We start from the raw sequence: 16,028 nt of genomic DNA, 5'->3' as shown, positions 1-16,028 counted from the left end.
TGTCCACTTAGAAATAGGTGGACACCTAAGTTACTGGGGGAAATGACGGCGGGTAGATGGGTTCGCCGGACGCTTACTGATGATTAACACAACAACTATCTTGAAAAACACCGCCGCCGGACGCTTACGATCTGGCGCGCTGATAGCTATGAAGTATATCCGGCACACCTTGCGAGAACGACTGTTATTTCAGATGCTGGTGTGTCACGCTGCTCTTCGCTCCGCTACCCAGCTAATGATGTGGGTAATGGCTCATATTATCCGAAGTGGAAGTTTTTACTTGTGGCTATACGCTCGGTCATAGCAACCGGAGCGTCATGAGAAGGTAAGATATTCACTTTTATAGTTCGATATCACTTTGATATTTTTTTCTTATCAATTGGTGGTTTTTGATTCTTTGAAGGTGTTTTATTACCAAGCGGCCGTTCAGTTTCCTGTGGATCATGTTAAATTGAGGGTGGTGATATGCCCGTTATCGATTAAGGGTGGTCTGATGCTTTCTGAGTGATGATGCTTTTGGTGTCGTTGGTGGGTGGGGATGAATAAGAAAGTTAAAGTTGCTCTCATGCTTGGGTTGCTTGGGTTGCTTGGCTTATCGCTTGGCACGGCGATAATGTTGGTCGATTGGTCAAGCTTGGTAACAAATCAAAACGCTAAAGGCGCTGCTGCTGAAAACGGCAGGAGAGGCATCGTGTCTTCCCTGCTAGTAACACAGGCTGTAGAAAACACCGTGCAATTGCTGCCGAGTGAAGCACGCAGCGTTCGGCCAGATGCCCGCGATATTGACGAAAGTGAAGTTCATGATGAGCTTTCTCTGTTGGCCCTTTTCCAGGCTCAGAATAGCAAGGCGGCATCTGCAGTCGTTTTGGCCAAGAGTTATGGTGCTTATAGATACAGCGTTGGTGACCAAGTGGCAGGGAAGTATCTGATCTCCCGCATAGCGCCAGACCATGTACTGATAGATGTTGGGGGAAAGCAGTTCAAACTGTTCCTGACGCCCTTGGCCGGCGGTGAATCAAGCCAGATAGAAACGGCGGAAAGAGGCCAGGTGAATGGTGCCGGCATTCTTGAGCGGACAAGAGCAGAGCGTGAGAGGATGCGGCTTCTGAGTACCTACGATCTCTACCCTGTTGTCGAGGGTGCCGCTGCGGGTTACGTGATAGGCGAGAGATTCCCGAGGAACGTGCGGGAACAGGTTGGCATAGAGCCTGGTGATTTTGTACTTTCTGTGAACGGCTTTCCGCTAGGAGTGCTTGAAGGGGACGAGCAGGCATTTATGTCTGTGCAAACGTCTATGAAAGCGACTATTGTTTTTCAGCGGCAGGACGGCTCAATCTTTGAGTATCATTATTCGGAGAATGCCACGGATCACTGACCCCGAACCCAGGCTGCAAGGTATGCTTTTCTACTATGAGAGCAAGTGGTACGGCCTCTGAAGCTTCAGGTTTTAAAGGGGTTCAAATTGAGCCACTATTCGAGGCGAGTTTGGACAACCTCTAAAACTGGTGACTGGGCAGTTGAGCACCCCCATCTTGCCTCGATGAGCAGGGCCTCAAACGCCAGCTTTGATATAAAGGTGCTCAGGCTTGTTTGTATGCTGCTTTTCTTTCCGGTCGGCCCTCCTGTTGGGGCTGTTTTCGGTGCGCCTATGCTTCGTCTTTGCTTGGGTGACAGCACTGTAGTAGTAACTGTCGAGATAGCCGCCAATCCTGCAACCCGCCAGAAGGGCCTTATGCTGCGAAAGTCCTTGGAGGAAAGTAGCGGCATGCTCTTTCTTTATCAGAGCGTACAGCCTGTTTCGCAAGGTTTCTGGATGTACCAAGTTCAGTTCCCCCTCGATATCGCCTTTATATCGGCTGATAACAAAATAGTATCAATCACCCAAATGGAACCTTGCCTTTCCAGCGATCCAAAGTCCTGCCCAGCCTATTACTCGGAGAAGCCTTATAAAAGCGCACTCGAAGTCAATGCAGGCTTTTTTGCAGCGGCAGGAATCGAAGTAGGTGATAAGGTGCGGTATGCAGTAGATGGCAAGTGTGAGCACCAGTAGCGTTGCCACAGGATTTTGAAGCCAGCTGATCCCAGCGCTTGACCTCGCCGCCAGATATTCTCTTAATACCCCATGCCCCGCAGTGTCTCGGCCCGCAATCCCGTTGTATGCCTTCTCCGAGTCTGGCGCACCAGATGGGCGCGCTGCGCATCTGAGTACAGCGCGCGCCTGAACGCATAATCAGAACAACAGAGGTCACGGGATGAAACGCATTTTTATTACTATGGCATTATGCCTGCTTGGCACAGCGGCGCTGGCCACACCTGTCGAAGATTTCCGCAATAGCTGGAATTACGAAGCCCTCACTCACCAGCGCGCATTGGAAATGAGCGAGCCCCTGGGGCAAACAAGCTTCCAGTTCACCCACAACAGCTACAACTCCGTCGCTTATCAAAACCTGGGCAGCTACTGGGATCCGAACCAGCAGATCAGCGTGGTCGATCAGCTCGATATCGGCATCCGGGCGCTGGAGCTGGACGTGCATTGGGCTTATGGAAAGCTGATTCTGTGTCATGGCACCAGCAGCCACACGGGCTGTTCTACGTTTGATCGGCATTTCGAGGATGGCATCAAGGAAATCGCCACCTGGCTGGAGCGCGCTGAGAACCAGGATCAGGTCATCCTGATTTACATCGAGGATCACCTGGATAGCGCCCACGATCAGGCGGTGGATATTCTGGAGCAGCATCTGGGGGATCGCATCTATCGGCCCGGCAGTTGCCGCACCTTGCCGATGGATATTACACGTGCCGAAATGATAAATGATGGCAAGCAGGTGCTGCTGATCGGCGGTGATTGCAGCACCAGCCGCTGGGCGGAAACGGTATTCGATTACGGATTTCCCACCGGTAACGACAGTTTTGCGGCGTATCCGGTATGCACTATCAGTGGCCGCACGCAGCAGTTTGTGCAAACGAATCTGGTGCGCATTTTCGAGGATGGCACCAACCTCAGTGCTACCTTTGGCAACCCGCCACCGCCGATCACGCCGCAGCGTATGGCGGAGGCGATGCAATGCAATATCGGGATCGTGGGGCTGGATCATCTGGTGCCGTTCGATAGTCGCCTGGCTGCGGCTGTCTGGAGCTGGGGAGAAAACGAGCCGAATAATGCGGGCGGCAATGAGCATTGTGCGGAGCAGCGGGCAGATGGGCGGTTCAATGATATTCCGTGCCAGCAGTTGCGGCGCGCTGCGTGCCTGGCCGATACCGGCGACTGGGCCGTCACCAGCACGGCGGTGAGCTGGCCGCAGGCAGAGGCGGCGTGTGCTGCGGAGTTCGGGAGCACTTACCAGTTTGATGTGCCGCGCAATGGCTACAGCAACCAGCAACTCAAGGAAGCCCGTGAGGCGTTATCGGTGTCGGCGGTGTGGCTCAATTACAGCGATCTCGCCAATGAGGGCGAATGGCTGCCGTGGGATTACCCCGATGTGCAACCGCCCGAGCCGCCGGCGGTGCCGGTGTGGCGCAAGCTGCGCAATGACCATGGCCGTTGCCTGGATCTGGAAGACCGCAGCACCGCTGATGGCACGCAGATTCACCAATGGAGCTGCCACGGTGCCGACAGCCAGATGTGGTGGCAAGATCCGCAAGGGCGCCTGCGCGCCATGACGGCGCCGGACAAATGCGCGGATGTCTCCAACTCGGGCACCAGCGAGGGAACGCGCATCGTGCTGTGGCCGTGCCACGATGGGGATAACCAGCGCTGGGAGCGGGGCGCGAGCAATTCCTTCCGGCCGGCGCATGCGCCGCACCGGGCGCTGGATATCCGCAATCCGCTTTGGGGTAATGGGCGGCGGGCGCATCTGTGGACATTCCACGGCGGCAAATCGCAGCGTTGGAGCTGGGATTGATCGCGTTAGCGATAGTCAGTAGTGAAAATCACTAGTGAAAGTCAGCAGCAGTAGTTAGCGATTCGCAGGGCCGGCAGCAGCGTGCTGACGGCCCTGCCACCACAGCCAGAGTGCAATCAGCCAGCCCAGCATGGCGGCCAGTGCGCCGGCCATGAATGCCGAAGCAAAGCCGAGGCTGCCCACCATCAGGCCGGTGATCGGCCCCGTCACGCCGTAGGCGATATCCTGAAATGCCGCGTAGCCGCCCAGGGCGGTGGCGCGCACTTGCGGCTCGGTGCGTGCCACCACCACCAGCCCGAGCGCCGGGAACACCAGCGAGCAGCCGCCACCTGCGATAGCGGCGCCGAGCAGCGCCACCGGCGCGTTGGGCGCAAAAGCGAGCAGCCACAGGCCGGCGCTTTGCACGGCCAGCGATGCCAGCGCCACAGGCGGCCCGCCCAGCCGATCCGGCAGATGGCCGCCGACCAGCCGCATGAAAGCGTAGGCAATACCGAAGCAGGTGAGCGCCAGGCCAGCGCCGCGCCAGCCCTGCTCGGCAAAATGCAGGCTGATGAAGGCGCCGATGGCGGCGAAGCCGACGCCTTGCAGGGCCAGTGCCAGGCCAGGTTGCCAGATGCGCCCGAGCACACTGGCAAAGGAGCGCCGCACGCCCGCTGCCACCGCTACCACAGGCACGCGCTGGATCAGCAGCAGGCCCAGGCCGGGCAGCAATAGCACCACCAGCCCCACCAGCGGCAGCCCGCCTTGGCCATACAGCATCAGGCCGATGGGCGCGCCGAGGGCGAAGGCGCTGTAGATCGCCATGCCCGTCCAGGCCATCACCCGGCCCGAGTGTGCCGCGCCCACCGTGCCAATGCCCCAGGCGAGCATGCCGGCGACCACCAGGCTTTCGCCGTAACCCAGCGTCAGGCGGCCCAGAATCAGCACACTGAAGCGGCCGCTGTTGAGCAGCGGCAACCAGGCGGCGCCAATATAAAACAGCCCGGAGGCAGCACACAGCAGTAGCCCTTTGAGGAGAATCGGCCGTGCTCCGAGGGTGTCGGCTTGCCGTCCGGCGTGGCCGCGTGTGAGCACCGTAGCGAGAAACTGGATGCCGACCGCAGTGCCCACCAGCACGCTGCTGTAGCCCAGCTGTTCGTGAACGAACAGTGATATCACTGGCAGCGGCAGGCCCACGGTGAGAAAAGCAGTACAGGTGGCGAGGCAAAGTAGAGCGAGATGTCTCACACGGGGCTCCGGGCATAACAAGGGAGGGCGTGGCGCAACAGCCGCAAAAGACGCGAGGCAGGCCGTTTTCCGCACACCGAATGCGGCATGATGATGCCGCGCTCGGAGGTAGGGCGCAAATTATCGATATTTTTCAGGCTTGAATATGCGGTGTTGTGGCACAGTGGCCAGTTGGCATATGCAAATGATAATGCCTATTATTACCCTCTTCGGAGCTTGCCCTGCCAATCACAATGAATGCGTCCGCACCGCGTCTCACACGTTTGCTGATTATCGAACCTGATCCGGCTCTCGGGCAGGCGTTGCAGCAGCACTTGAATGGCTGTGGCCACCGGATAACGCTTTGCGAGAGCGGGCGAGACGGGCTGGCTGCGGCTCGTGCCGGCGAGTTCGATCTGGTGGTGCTGGAGGCGATGTTGCCCGGTGTCGGTGGCGCCGGCCTGCTGGAGATGCTGCTCGAAGCCCGCCCCGAGCAAGGTGCCATGCCGGTGATTCTGGTGTCGGCCCACGATGGCGAGCAGCAGCGCATCGAGGGGCTGCGCCGTGGCGCCGATGATTATCTGGCCAAGCCGTTTTCGTTCGATGAGCTGGAAGCGCGCATCAGTGCGATCTTGCGTCGGGTAGCGCTGGAGCGGTTGCGCTGGCGCTGGCCGGCGCGGGAAGGCCAGCACCAATGCGGTGAGCTCCGTTTTTGTCGCGACACAAAAACGGTGGCGCTGGCGGGGCAGCCGCTGGCGCTGACGGAAACAGAGTTTCGATTGCTGTATGCGTTATGCACGCACTGCGACCAAATTCTCAGCAAGGCCTTTCTTTACCAGACCGTATTGCTGCGCCGTTTTGGCCGCCATGATCGGGCGCTGGATCTGCATGTGAGTCATTTGCGCCGCAAGCTGAGCGCGGTAGGTGGCGAAGATCGCTGGCTGCGCACGGTGTGGGGGCAAGGTTATATGTTCTCCTTCGGGCAAGCTTGAACGGGCTGTGTGTGCTGCGCTTCGTACTGTGTTGAGCGTTGTGGCTGCTGGTCAATGGCCGCGAGCCTTTTCGCTGCGACATTCTGTGCTTGCCTAACACCTCATTAGCTGGCTACCGTTGCCGGCGACATAGGATGTGGTGCTGTTGGCTATGCATGTGTTCCGGTTATCCCGTTCCGTCCTGATTGCCATTGTGCTCGCGGTGGTGTTGTTGATATGGCTTGCCTCCGGCGAGCGCCAGGCATTTCGTGATGAGGCGCCGAAAGCGACAGAGACGGATGCCCGGCAGATCAGTAAAGCCCGCGTGGAAGTAGAGCAGTTGCATGCCGAAATGCACCAGGGGCAAGTGCAGGCGCAAGGGGCGCTGTTGCCCTGGCGAGAGGTGGCATTGCGTGCGCGTGTGGCGGGTGTGGTGTCGCGGCGATTGGTCGAGGACGGGCAGCGGGTGGCGGCAGGTGCCACATTGCTGGAACTTGATCAGGAAGATTTGCCGGCGCAACTGGCGCGCAGTGCTGCGGAGCTGGCGCTGCGGCAGGCAGAGCTGGAAGCGGCGCAGCGGCTGGAGGGCCGGCAGCTGGTGTCGGCCAATGAACTGCTGCGGTTGCGCGCTGCCGCCGCGCAGGCGCGCGCGGAGGAGGCCGCGTTGCAGCAGCGGCTGGCGCACATGCGGCCGGCTGCGCCGTTCGATGGCGTGCTGAATCGGATTGATGCAGAGCCCGGCGATCTGTTTCAGGTGGGCGATGTGTTTGCGGAGCTGGTGGATGATTCCCGGTTGCGCGCCACCGCCTGGGTGGGCCAGCGCGAAATAGCGCAACTCGTGCCGGGCTTGCCGGTGCAGGTGACATTGCTGGATGGCAGGCTGCTGGAGGGCGAAGTGAATTTTGTCGCCAGCCGCGCCAGCGAAACAACGCGCAGTTATCGCGTGGAAGTAACGGTGGATAATCCTCAGCGCCTGCGTATCGCCGGAGCCAGCGCCACCTTGGCGATCCAGCTGCCGGAGCAACTTGCGCACCGTTTTTCTCCCGCGCTGCTGGTGCTGGATGAGCAGGGCCGCATGGGCGTGAAATATCTGGATGAGCAAAACCGGGTGCAGTTTGGCGCCGTGCGCTTGTTGAGCGCCAGCACAGCAGAAGTGTGGGTGGCGGGCTTGCCGCCATCGTTGCGCCTGATCACGCTCGGCGGCGGGTTTGTGGAGCCCGGCGACGAGGTGGATGCCGTGGCCGTCACGCACACAACGGCTGCCGAATAGTGCGTGCGCTCATTTTTGCGGCGCTGGATCGCTCGCGCACCGTTCTGTTGCTGCTGGTGTTTCTGTTTCTGGCGGGGATCGCGGCGTTCAATGCGATTCCCAAGGAAGCCAACCCGGATGTCACGATCCCGATGATCTACGTGTCGATGACACTGGAAGGGGTGAGCCCGGAGGATGGCGAGCGGCTGCTGGTGCGGCCGATGGAGCAAGAGCTGCGGGCGATCCAGGGCATCAAGAAAATGACCTCCATGGCTGGCGAAGGCCATGCCTCGATCATCCTTGAGTTCGATGCCGGCTTCGATCCCCGGCGCGCGCTGGCTGATGTGCGTGAGCGGGTGGATATTGCCCGTGCGGATATTCCCGAAGAGGCTGATGAACCTCGCGTGACAGAGGTTAACGTGTCGCGCTTTCCGGTGCTGTCGATCGGGCTTTCCGGGCAGCTTTCCGAGGCCGAGTTGCTGATAACGGCGCGGGAGCTGCGCGAGGCCATCGAAGGCATTCCGGATGTATTGGAAGTGCTGATCGGCGGCGAGCGTGAAGACTTGCTGGAGATCGTAGTCGACCCGCTGGTGCTGGAAAGTTACGGGCTGAATTTCGATACGCTGTTTTCACTGATATCGCGCAACAACCGGCTGGTGGCGGCGGGCAGTCTGGATACCGGCGCCGGGCGCATGGCTTTGAAAGTGCCGGGAGTGATCGAGACATTGGAAGATGTTTTGTCGATCCCGGTAAAGGTGGATGGCGATAGCGTTGTCACCTTTGCGGATGTGGCCAGTATTCGTCGCACTTTCAAAGACCCGCAAGGCTTTGCCCGTATCAATGGCCGGCCGGCGGTGGTGCTGGAAGTGTCCAAGCGTGCCGGCGCCAACATCATCAACACTATCGATGGCGTCAAATATTTGCTGGAGCAGGCGGCGCCATTACTGCCCGATGGGCTGGAAATTGATCTGATCATGGATCAATCTGAGCAGGTGGATGATCTGCTTTCCGAGCTGCTCAACAACGTCATCACTGCGGTGGTGTTGGTCATGATCGTGATTGTCGGCGCCATGGGCTTGCGTGTGGCAATGATGATCGGCCTGACGATTCCGGGCGCTTTTCTGGCCGGCATTCTGATGATCTGGGCGTTGGGTTTCACGCTCAATATTGTGGTGCTGTTCTCCCTGATTCTGGTGGCAGGGCTGCTCGTGGACGGTGCCATTGTGGTGGGCGAGCTGGCCGATCGGCATCTTGCGGAAGGCCAAAGCCGCCACGATGCCTGGGCGGAGGCGGCGGCGCGTATGGCCTGGCCGGTTCTATCGGCACTGATGACGACGGTGGTTGTGTTTGTGCCGCTGCTGTTCTGGCCCGGTGTCGTTGGCGAATTCATGAAATATTTACCGGCCACGGTGATTTTGTGCCTGCTGGCATCGTTGGCAATGGCGCTGGTGTTTCTGCCTGTACTGGGCAAACACTTCAGCGGACGTCCCAGCCGGCCCAGTCATACGCCACCGCGGGCGACGGCGCTCGGGCGTTCGTATCGCCGTGCCCTGGGGCGGCTGCTGGTGATGCCAGGCTGGACGTTGGTGGTATCGCTAGGGCTCGTTGTGCTGGTTTATCTTGCTTACGCAAAACTGAATCACGGCGTGGAGTTTTTCCCCGATGTGGAGCCGGACACCGCGCAATTGCTGGTGCGAGCCAGAGGCGATTATTCCGTCGAGGAAAAAGATGCCATGGTGCGGCGCGTGGAAGATCGCCTGCAAGGATTGAGCGAGGTAAAGGCGCTGTATGCGCGCTCCATGGTGATGCCCACCGGGCAACTCGGGCCGGATGTTATCGGTGTGCTGCAATTTCAATTGATCGACTGGCACCAGCGCCGGCCGGCACGGCAAATCCTGGCAGAGATGCGCGAACGAACATCCGATTTGCCAGGGCTGGTGCTGGAGTTTCAGGAGCAGGAAATGGGCCCCACTTCCGGCAAGCCGTTCCAGGTGGAGATCAGCGCCCGCGATCCTGATCTGGCGGATCGCGCTGTCACTCTCTTGCGCGAAGAAATGGAGCGTCTCGGCGGTTTTGTCGGCATCGAGGATAACCGCAGCCTGCCGGGCGTGGAGTGGCGCTTGCACGTGGACCGTGAGGCGGCGGCTCGTTTTGGTGCGGATGTGACCAGCATCGGCAGCGCCGTGCAGATGATCACCACCGGGCTGATGCTGGCCACTTACCGGCCGGTGGATGCGCTCGACGAAGTGGATATCCGCGTGCGCCTGCCGCATAGCTGGCGCAGTCTGGATCAGCTGGAGCGGCTGACACTCAATACCGAACGTGGCCAGGTGCCGCTGTCGCAGTTTGTCACGCGTGAGCCGGCGCCGAAGGTGGGCGTGTTGCACCGCGTGGACGGGCGGCGGGCGATCACCTTGCAGGCCGATATCGCTGCCGGCAACCGGCTGGATGAACGCCTGCGCGCACTGGCGCCGGCATTGAGCGAATTGCCCGAAGGCGTGATGCTCAACTTTGCTGGTGAGCAGGCTGATCAGGAGGAAACAGGGCAGTTTCTGGCAGTTGCTTTTGTAGTGGCAATCTTCCTCATGGCGATGATTCTGGTCACGCAGTTCAACAGCCTTTATCAGACATTACTGGTGCTCAGTGCAATCGTATTTTCCACCGCAGGGATTTTGATCGGCTTGCTGCTGACACAACAGCCGTTCGGTATCGTGATGGTGGGGATGGGGGTGATCGCGCTGGCCGGGATTGTGATCAACAACAATATTATTCTGATCGATACCTATAACGAGCTCAGGGAGGCGGGGAGCAATCCCGCTGAAGCGGCGCTGGAAGCAGGTTGCCTGAGGCTGCGGCCGGTGTTGCTCACGGCGGGCACCACCGTGCTGGGGCTGATGCCGATGGTGCTTGGTGTGAATGTGAGCTTGCTTGATCCGGGGTTGGGTATTGGTGCGCCTTCTACGCAATGGTGGACACAGATGTCCAGCGCTATTGCGGGCGGCCTCGCGTTTGCATCGGGGCTGACACTGCTGCTGACGCCCTGCATGTTGTTGCTGGGAGCGCGCTTTGGTGATCGTATGCGGCAACTCACTGCACGGTTGCGTTCACTGCTGCCCGGCTGATTTGTCGCCGAAGTGCCAAGTGCCAAGTGCCAAGTGCCAAGAGCCAAGCGCTCTGCGTTTTGCGGAAAATGTGGAGGAAATCCAGCCAGGCGAAGCGCCCAGGCGTGCGCGATCAGCGCCGCCTGTTCCGGCACGTCGGTGCTGAAATTTGGTTCATCACCGATTTCCGTGATGGCATTTCCGATATCTGCGAAAGCACCAATGGGTTGTCTAAAATACAGATCTTTTTTGCTCCCCTATCTTTTTTGAGACAAGCAAAGCTTTGAGCAGCCGCAGGCTGGCCCGGAGAGTGAGCGAAATCGGCTTTTTGCTCCCCTCTCCCCTTGTGGGAGAGGGGTTGGGGGAGAGGGGGCTGCCGGACATTCAGATGGCACGATGCCAGCTACATGTTGCATTACTTTCACTTGTCTTCAGTTGAAATTTCTATAAAAATTCCAAAGCCAAAAAGTCTCGAGTGTTAGCCAGTTTCGTTCTGGATCAAGCGCCAAGCATATTTTCCTGCCATAATCTCCCCCCCCCTCTCCCCAACCCCTCTCCCACAAGGGGAGAGGGACTAAAAAAGGTTTGTCGTCAATTTCCGTGGAGCCGTTTTCGATACCAGCGAAAGCACCAATGGGTTGTTCAAAACACCAAGCTTTTCTTGCTACCTTTCCCTTTGTGGAAAAAGCGAAGAGGGGCTAAAAAAGGTTTCATTATAGATTTCCATGGAGCTAATTCCGATATCTGCGAAAGTATCAATAGGTTTTCCAAAAATCCGATATTTTTGCTACCTTATCCCTTGTGGGGAAAGCGCAGCGTAGAATGGCCGCAGGCTGGCCCGGAGAGTGAGCGAATCGGCTTTTTGCTCCCCTCTACCCTTGTGGGAGAGGGGTTGGGGGAGAGGGGGCTGCCGGACATGCAGATGGCACGATGCCAGCTACATGTTGCATTACTTTCACTTATCTTCAGTTGAAATTTCTATAAAAATTCCAAAGCCAAAAAATCTCGAGTGTTAGCCAGTTTCGTTCTGGATCAAGTGCTAAGTATATTTTTCTGCCATAATCTCCCCCTCTCCCCAACCCCTCTCCCACCAGGGGAGAGGGGCTAAAAAAGGTTCATCGCGGATTGCTGGGAAAAGCGGCTTTGGCGTTGAGGAAGAAATAGTCGTTATCCTGAGTGCCGTAGGCCCGGCGTTTTATCACCTTGATGGTGTTATTGATGCCCTCGACGATGCTGCTGTTTAACGGAGGTCGGCAACCCGATAGCCGGCCAGCGTCTCTATCGCCTTCCTGTCCAGCATGGCTCGCTCCAAAACCCATGAAATCTGGGTTCAAGAGTACGAATCCACCGATAAAGGCTCCCCGGAAGTTGACGATGAACCAAACTTCCGCATCGGCTGTGTTCAATATATTTTTCCATTTTATTTGGTTAATACCGCGTCCGCTGATAGTCGCCGATTCACTAAAGTGGTAGATTCCTGCGGCGCGCCAGGCTGGCAGCGAGCCGCACTGGCTTGTCGTTCATCACTCCCTTCCAGAGTCCGTTCAAGCTGCCTGGCTTTGCCACTTGCCCTGGAATTGGATATGCCAAAGACCACATCTGAAATGCCCGGTTATGCCACGCGCCGCGAGTGGTGTGGGCTGGCTGTGCTGATGCTGCCGACCATACTGCTGGCGGTGGACATGACGGTGCTGCATCTGGCAGCGCCGCATCTGAGCGCTGATCTCAAGCCGACCAGCGCCCAGTTGCTGTGGATTCTGGATATCTACGGTTTCATGATCGCAGGCTTTCTCGTCACCATGGGTACCTTGGGCGATCGCATCGGCCGGCGCCGGCTGTTATTGGCGGGCGCGCTGGCCTTTGGCATCGCTTCGGCGCTGGCGGCGTTTTCCACCAGTGCCGAGATGCTGATTGTCACGCGTGCATTGCTGGGGATCGCCGGCGCCACCTTGATGCCTTCCACACTCTCGCTATTGCGGCAGATGTTCCCGGTGGCGCAACAGCGCACCGTGGCCATCACCATCTGGATGACCGGGTTCATGATCGGCAGCGCCATTGGCCCGTTGGTGGGCGGCTTGATGTTGGAGTTTTTCTGGTGGGGATCGGCGTTCTTGCTGGGCGTGCCGGTGATGCTGGTGCTGTTGATCGCCGGGCCGCTGTTGCTGCCGGAATCGCGTGATGAGCAGGCCGGTGCGCTGGATGTTGTCAGTGCCTTGTTGTCGGTGACGATGGTGCTGGCGGCGGTCTACGGTCTCAAGGACGTGGCGCGTAACGGGGCCGGATGGCTGCCAGTACTGGCGCTGGCCGTTGCACTGCTGCTGGGCGCCGTATTTGTACGCCGGCAGCTGCGCTTGGCCGAGCCGATGTTCGATATGGATCTGTTTCGTGACCGTGCTTTCAGTACCTCGGTGGCGGCCATGATGCTCACGATTCTGGCGATGTCCGGCGCATGGCTGATGATTTTCCAATACCTGCAAGGTGTCGCCGGGCTGTCGCCATTGCGGGCCGGTGTGGTCATGCTGCCCTCCATGCTGGTGCAAGTGGTGGCCTCGTTGTTGCTGCCGCTACTTGCCCGGCATGTGTCGCGGGTGCGATTGATAGCCGGCGGCTTGCTGGTGGCGGCTGCCGGCTTTCTCGTGCTGACTCAAGTGGCCGGTGATACGGCTGTGGCGATGCTGGTGGCGGGCACCGTCGTGCTGGGCATTGGCGTGATGCCGATGATGGCGCTGGGCACAGACTTGGTGGTCAGTGCCGCGCCGCCAGAAAAATCCGGAGCCGCCTCGGCCACTTCGGAAACGGCCATCGAACTGGGCATGGCACTGGGCATTGCCGTGATCGGCAGCGTCGGGGCAGCGGTCTATCGCAGCCGCATGACAGCGCAGTTGCCGGCGGGCCTCACTGCGCCCGATGCCTATGCCGCCACCGATACGCTCGGTGGCGCGCTGGCGGTTGTGGAAGGGCTCGGCGGTGCCGGCCCCGGCGTGCTTGCGGCGGCCAGAGACGCGTTCAGTGCGGCACTGCACGTCAACGCAGCCATCGGGGCGGTGATCGCGTTGGCCACGGCCATGCTTGTGGCGCGTTTTCTGCGCGCCACGCCCGCAGCTGGCCCGGTGCCTCCGCCCGCCGACTCACCCGCCGATTGACGTCGCCGGCTGGCAGGATTGATGTACGTCAACGGGCGGTGCAGGCTATTCTCTAGAATCGAACAACCGGGGCTGCTTGAGCCCCGCCATTGACTACCGGGAGCTGACCATGACCGCCGTTACCGACATACGTATTGCCACAGACTTTTCCCCTCATGCGGAGCGTGCGGCACTGCGTGGCGCACGGTTGGCACAAGCACTGAATGCCCCTGCCACACTGATCCATGTCCCGGAGCGGCCGCGGGTGCTGGCGGTGCAATCGCTGCTGGATGAACAGCATGGCGCCGCCATCGAGCAGGCGATGGCGAGTGCCGTAGCGGCGGTCGATGACTCAGTGGGCGTGCGACTGCAGGGAGAGGTGCGCGAGGGCAGCAAGGTTGGCACCACACTGCTGGACGGCGCCAATTCGGGCACCTTGGTGGTAGTGGGCGGCCAGGGCGAGCACGCATGGCGGGATCGGATGTTGGGCTCGACCGCTAGCGGTATCGTGCGGCGCAGCACCGGCCCGGTGCTGGCGGTGCGCGGCGCAGTGGATGGCCCTTATCGCAAAGTGCTGGTACCGGTGGATTTGTCGGCGGCATCGCGGCCGGCGCTTGAGCTGGCGCTGACGGTTGCGCCGGATGCCGAGATAGAAGTCTTGCATACCTGGGCGCCGCTGGCGCTGCCTTACGGCAGCTTCGCGGTGGGCGCCAAGGATCTGCTGGAAGCCCATGCCCGTGAGCAGGAGGAGACGGGGCGCAAGGGCTTGGAAGAGCTGGTGGCTTCGGCGGGCCTTGAGCCGGGCCGCGTCACGCTCACATTGCGCAAGGATTTTCCCACGCGGGGCATTCTCAGCCAGGCGGAGGAGAGCGGTGCGGACCTGCTGGTGCTGGGCCGCCAAAGCGGCAACCCGGTGGAGAAATGGTTTGTGGGCAGCGTGACACTTCAAGTGCTCACGCACAGTGATAGCGATGTATTGATTGTGCCGCTGCCGGGATAACCGAAATCGTAAAAGGATGCTAAAACCACGGATGGTGCCTGCCGAGGGAGCCCTGCCCGCGTAGCGTAATAGGCCGTTCAATGTGCCGCTACGGCAATGCAGGAGGTGGCCCATGGCATCGCAGAAGCAGATCGAGGCAGCTCGTCGCAATATCCGCAAGGCGCGTGAAGTGTGGCAGAACATGTCGCCGGAAGATCGCGCCCGCGCCCAGCCCGAGGGCCGCCGGCGAGTCAAGCCCGGCCGCACCGGCAAGGGTGATTACTTCCACGTGGAAATCCGCAACAAATATGAGTTCGAGCTGTTTCGTACCCAGGATGTGGGCGAGCCCGGCGGCATCCAGCGCGTCGCGGGCCGGCGCAGCGATGGCAGCTGGGATACGTTGAAATGGCTGATCGGTAAAGATCTCGCACATGTCTCCCAGGGCCGGCTGGTGCCGGATAGCGATGATGCGCGGGAGCTGTTGCAGCAATTGGGCAATGAGCCGGTGCACGTCAAGGGTGATATCTTTCGCGCTCGGCCGTGATTCTTGTTCCGGCCTTGTTCCGGCTTTGCTACCGCCATGCTCGTTTCGTGGCTATACATGGCCGCTCGTGGCCTCGCCTGTTTTGACGAAGGCGAGGCTGGGCGACCGGCTTGCTCCGGCCTGTCATTCGGCCACGCACGAGATGCTGCCTGGCCGATACATCAGGTTACCTGCCCGATAACCCGGCCGCGCTGAACGGCAGGCCGTGCGTTGAAGGCCTCCTGCCAACGTTTCACATGGCGGTACTGATCAAACTCCAGCACGTCAAGGCCGCCATAAAAGCCCAGCCCGTTCACCCAGGGGCCGGTGGCAATATCGGCAATGCTGTAGGCCGGCCCGGCCAGCCATTCGGATTCAGCAAGGCGATGATCAAGCACACCGAGCAAGCGTTTTGCTTCGTTGGTGTAACGGGTCACGCCGTAATCGTCCGACGTCTGATCGGCGGCAAATTTGAAGAAATGGCCGAACTGGCCAAACATCGGGCCGATGTGAGCCATCTGGAAAAACAGCCATTGGTGCACTTGCCGGCGCCCTCGTTCATCGGCAGGGATCAACATGCCGCTCTTGTCGGCGAGATAAAGCAGGATTGCGCCGGATTCCATCATGATCAGCGGGCTGCCATCGGGGCCATCGGGATCAATGATGGTGGGAATCTTGCCGTTCGGGCTGAGCTTCAGGTAATCCGGATGATGCTGGTCGCCGTCACGAATGTTCACCAGATGCCACTCATACGGCAGCCCGGTTTCTTCCAGCGCAATCGACACCTTCTGGCCGTTGGGTGTGGCCATGGTGTAAAGCTGCAAGCGGTCGGGGTGATCGACCGGCCATTTTTGAGTATCAGGAAACCAGGTTTGAGTCATGATGCGCTCCAGAGCGGTTTTCAGGGTTGGGGCACCGAGGGTGGCCGGCCAGCTTCTGGAACCCTACCGCAAATCCTGTGCAGGTAAAACGAGG

At 59.6% G+C, this 16,028-nt stretch carries 11 protein-coding genes and 1 pseudogene; 9 read left to right on the top strand and 3 right to left on the bottom strand.

Annotation, left to right across the window (positions count from 1 at the left end; translation table 11 throughout):
- The first annotated feature begins 538 nt into the window (after nucleotides 1-538).
- The 3 genes from MU846_RS08475 to MU846_RS08465 all read left to right on the top strand — a co-directional run bounded on the left by MU846_RS08475 (nucleotide 539) and on the right by MU846_RS08465 (nucleotide 3,902).
- Entirely contained in the window at nucleotides 539-1,375 is an 837-nt protein-coding gene (locus MU846_RS08475; RefSeq protein ID WP_246951638.1) for a type II secretion system protein N, read from the top strand.
- A gap of 219 nt (nucleotides 1,376-1,594) precedes the next feature.
- The gene (locus MU846_RS08470) at nucleotides 1,595-2,050 is read left to right on the top strand and encodes a DUF192 domain-containing protein (RefSeq protein ID WP_246951636.1); all 456 of its coding nucleotides are present in this window, start codon (nucleotides 1,595-1,597) and stop codon (nucleotides 2,048-2,050) included.
- Nucleotides 2,051-2,252: 202 nt separating this feature from the next.
- Nucleotides 2,253-3,902, top strand: a complete 1,650-nt coding sequence (locus MU846_RS08465) for a phosphatidylinositol-specific phospholipase C domain-containing protein (RefSeq protein WP_246951634.1) — start codon at nucleotides 2,253-2,255, stop codon at nucleotides 3,900-3,902.
- Nucleotides 3,903-3,956: 54 nt separating this feature from the next.
- Here the strand turns inward: MU846_RS08465 and MU846_RS08460 are convergent, their stop codons facing one another.
- A complete protein-coding gene (locus MU846_RS08460) occupies nucleotides 3,957-5,129 on the bottom strand; it encodes an arabinose transporter (RefSeq protein ID WP_246951631.1) in 1,173 nt (390 codons plus the stop codon).
- Nucleotides 5,130-5,362: 233 nt separating this feature from the next.
- Between MU846_RS08460 and MU846_RS08455 the strand changes: the two genes are divergently transcribed.
- The 3 genes from MU846_RS08455 to MU846_RS08445 all read left to right on the top strand — a co-directional run bounded on the left by MU846_RS08455 (nucleotide 5,363) and on the right by MU846_RS08445 (nucleotide 10,450).
- Nucleotides 5,363-6,100 carry a response regulator transcription factor gene (locus MU846_RS08455; RefSeq protein WP_246951629.1) on the top strand — a complete coding sequence of 246 codons (738 nt, stop codon included), beginning with the start codon at nucleotides 5,363-5,365 and terminating at the stop codon, nucleotides 6,098-6,100.
- A 151-nt stretch (nucleotides 6,101-6,251) separates the two neighbouring features.
- Nucleotides 6,252-7,349 carry an efflux RND transporter periplasmic adaptor subunit gene (locus tag MU846_RS08450; RefSeq protein WP_246951649.1) on the top strand — a complete coding sequence of 366 codons (1,098 nt, stop codon included), beginning with the start codon at nucleotides 6,252-6,254 and terminating at the stop codon, nucleotides 7,347-7,349.
- Entirely contained in the window at nucleotides 7,349-10,450 is a 3,102-nt protein-coding gene (locus MU846_RS08445) for an efflux RND transporter permease subunit (RefSeq protein WP_246951627.1), read from the top strand. Before MU846_RS08450 ends, MU846_RS08445 begins: the two co-directional genes overlap by 1 nt.
- A 1,094-nt stretch (nucleotides 10,451-11,544) precedes the next feature.
- Here the strand turns inward: MU846_RS08445 and MU846_RS08440 are convergent.
- Nucleotides 11,545-11,700 (bottom strand): annotated as a pseudogene (locus MU846_RS08440) (transposase); the annotation flags it as partial.
- Between the two features lie 312 nt (nucleotides 11,701-12,012).
- Here MU846_RS08440 and MU846_RS08435 point away from each other — a divergent pair.
- The 3 genes from MU846_RS08435 to MU846_RS08425 all read left to right on the top strand — a co-directional run bounded on the left by MU846_RS08435 (nucleotide 12,013) and on the right by MU846_RS08425 (nucleotide 15,074).
- Nucleotides 12,013-13,572: an MFS transporter gene (locus tag MU846_RS08435; RefSeq protein ID WP_246951626.1), complete on the top strand. Its 1,560-nt coding sequence runs from the start codon at nucleotides 12,013-12,015 to the stop codon at nucleotides 13,570-13,572.
- 109 nt (nucleotides 13,573-13,681) lie between these two features.
- Nucleotides 13,682-14,551 (top strand): universal stress protein, encoded by an 870-nt coding sequence (locus tag MU846_RS08430; protein WP_246951624.1) that lies wholly within the window; start codon nucleotides 13,682-13,684, stop codon nucleotides 14,549-14,551.
- A 112-nt stretch (nucleotides 14,552-14,663) separates the two neighbouring features.
- Nucleotides 14,664-15,074 carry a hypothetical protein gene (locus tag MU846_RS08425; protein ID WP_246951622.1) on the top strand — a complete coding sequence of 137 codons (411 nt, stop codon included), beginning with the start codon at nucleotides 14,664-14,666 and terminating at the stop codon, nucleotides 15,072-15,074.
- Between the two features lie 161 nt (nucleotides 15,075-15,235).
- On the opposite strand, the gene MU846_RS08420 is transcribed toward MU846_RS08425, so the two are convergent.
- Nucleotides 15,236-15,934 (bottom strand): glutathione S-transferase N-terminal domain-containing protein, encoded by a 699-nt coding sequence (locus MU846_RS08420; RefSeq protein WP_246951620.1) that lies wholly within the window; start codon nucleotides 15,932-15,934, stop codon nucleotides 15,236-15,238.
- Nucleotides 15,935-16,028 lie beyond the last annotated feature (94 nt).

It is taken from the genome of Alcanivorax quisquiliarum (assembly GCF_023051175.1).
GTDB lineage: Bacteria > Pseudomonadota > Gammaproteobacteria > Pseudomonadales > Alcanivoracaceae > Isoalcanivorax > Isoalcanivorax quisquiliarum.
Note: the sequence above shows the minus strand (reverse complement) of the source record. Positions and strands in the feature narration are given on the sequence as shown.

What these genes read in the sequence shown, in the direction of transcription:
- MU846_RS08470 (WP_246951636.1), top strand. Translation starts at nt 1,595, where the DNA reads ATGCTGCTTTTCTTTCCGGTCGGCCCTCCTGTTGGGGCTGTTTTCGGT.
- MU846_RS08420 (WP_246951620.1), bottom strand. Translation starts at nt 15,934, where the DNA reads ATGACTCAAACCTGGTTTCCTGATACTCAAAAATGGCCGGTCGATCAC.
- MU846_RS08435 (WP_246951626.1), top strand. Translation starts at nt 12,013, where the DNA reads ATGCCAAAGACCACATCTGAAATGCCCGGTTATGCCACGCGCCGCGAG.
- MU846_RS08425 (WP_246951622.1), top strand. Translation starts at nt 14,664, where the DNA reads ATGGCATCGCAGAAGCAGATCGAGGCAGCTCGTCGCAATATCCGCAAG.
- MU846_RS08450 (WP_246951649.1), top strand. Translation starts at nt 6,252, where the DNA reads ATGCATGTGTTCCGGTTATCCCGTTCCGTCCTGATTGCCATTGTGCTC.
- MU846_RS08475 (WP_246951638.1), top strand. Translation starts at nt 539, where the DNA reads ATGAATAAGAAAGTTAAAGTTGCTCTCATGCTTGGGTTGCTTGGGTTG.
- MU846_RS08455 (WP_246951629.1), top strand. Translation starts at nt 5,363, where the DNA reads ATGAATGCGTCCGCACCGCGTCTCACACGTTTGCTGATTATCGAACCT.
- MU846_RS08430 (WP_246951624.1), top strand. Translation starts at nt 13,682, where the DNA reads ATGACCGCCGTTACCGACATACGTATTGCCACAGACTTTTCCCCTCAT.
- MU846_RS08465 (WP_246951634.1), top strand. Translation starts at nt 2,253, where the DNA reads ATGAAACGCATTTTTATTACTATGGCATTATGCCTGCTTGGCACAGCG.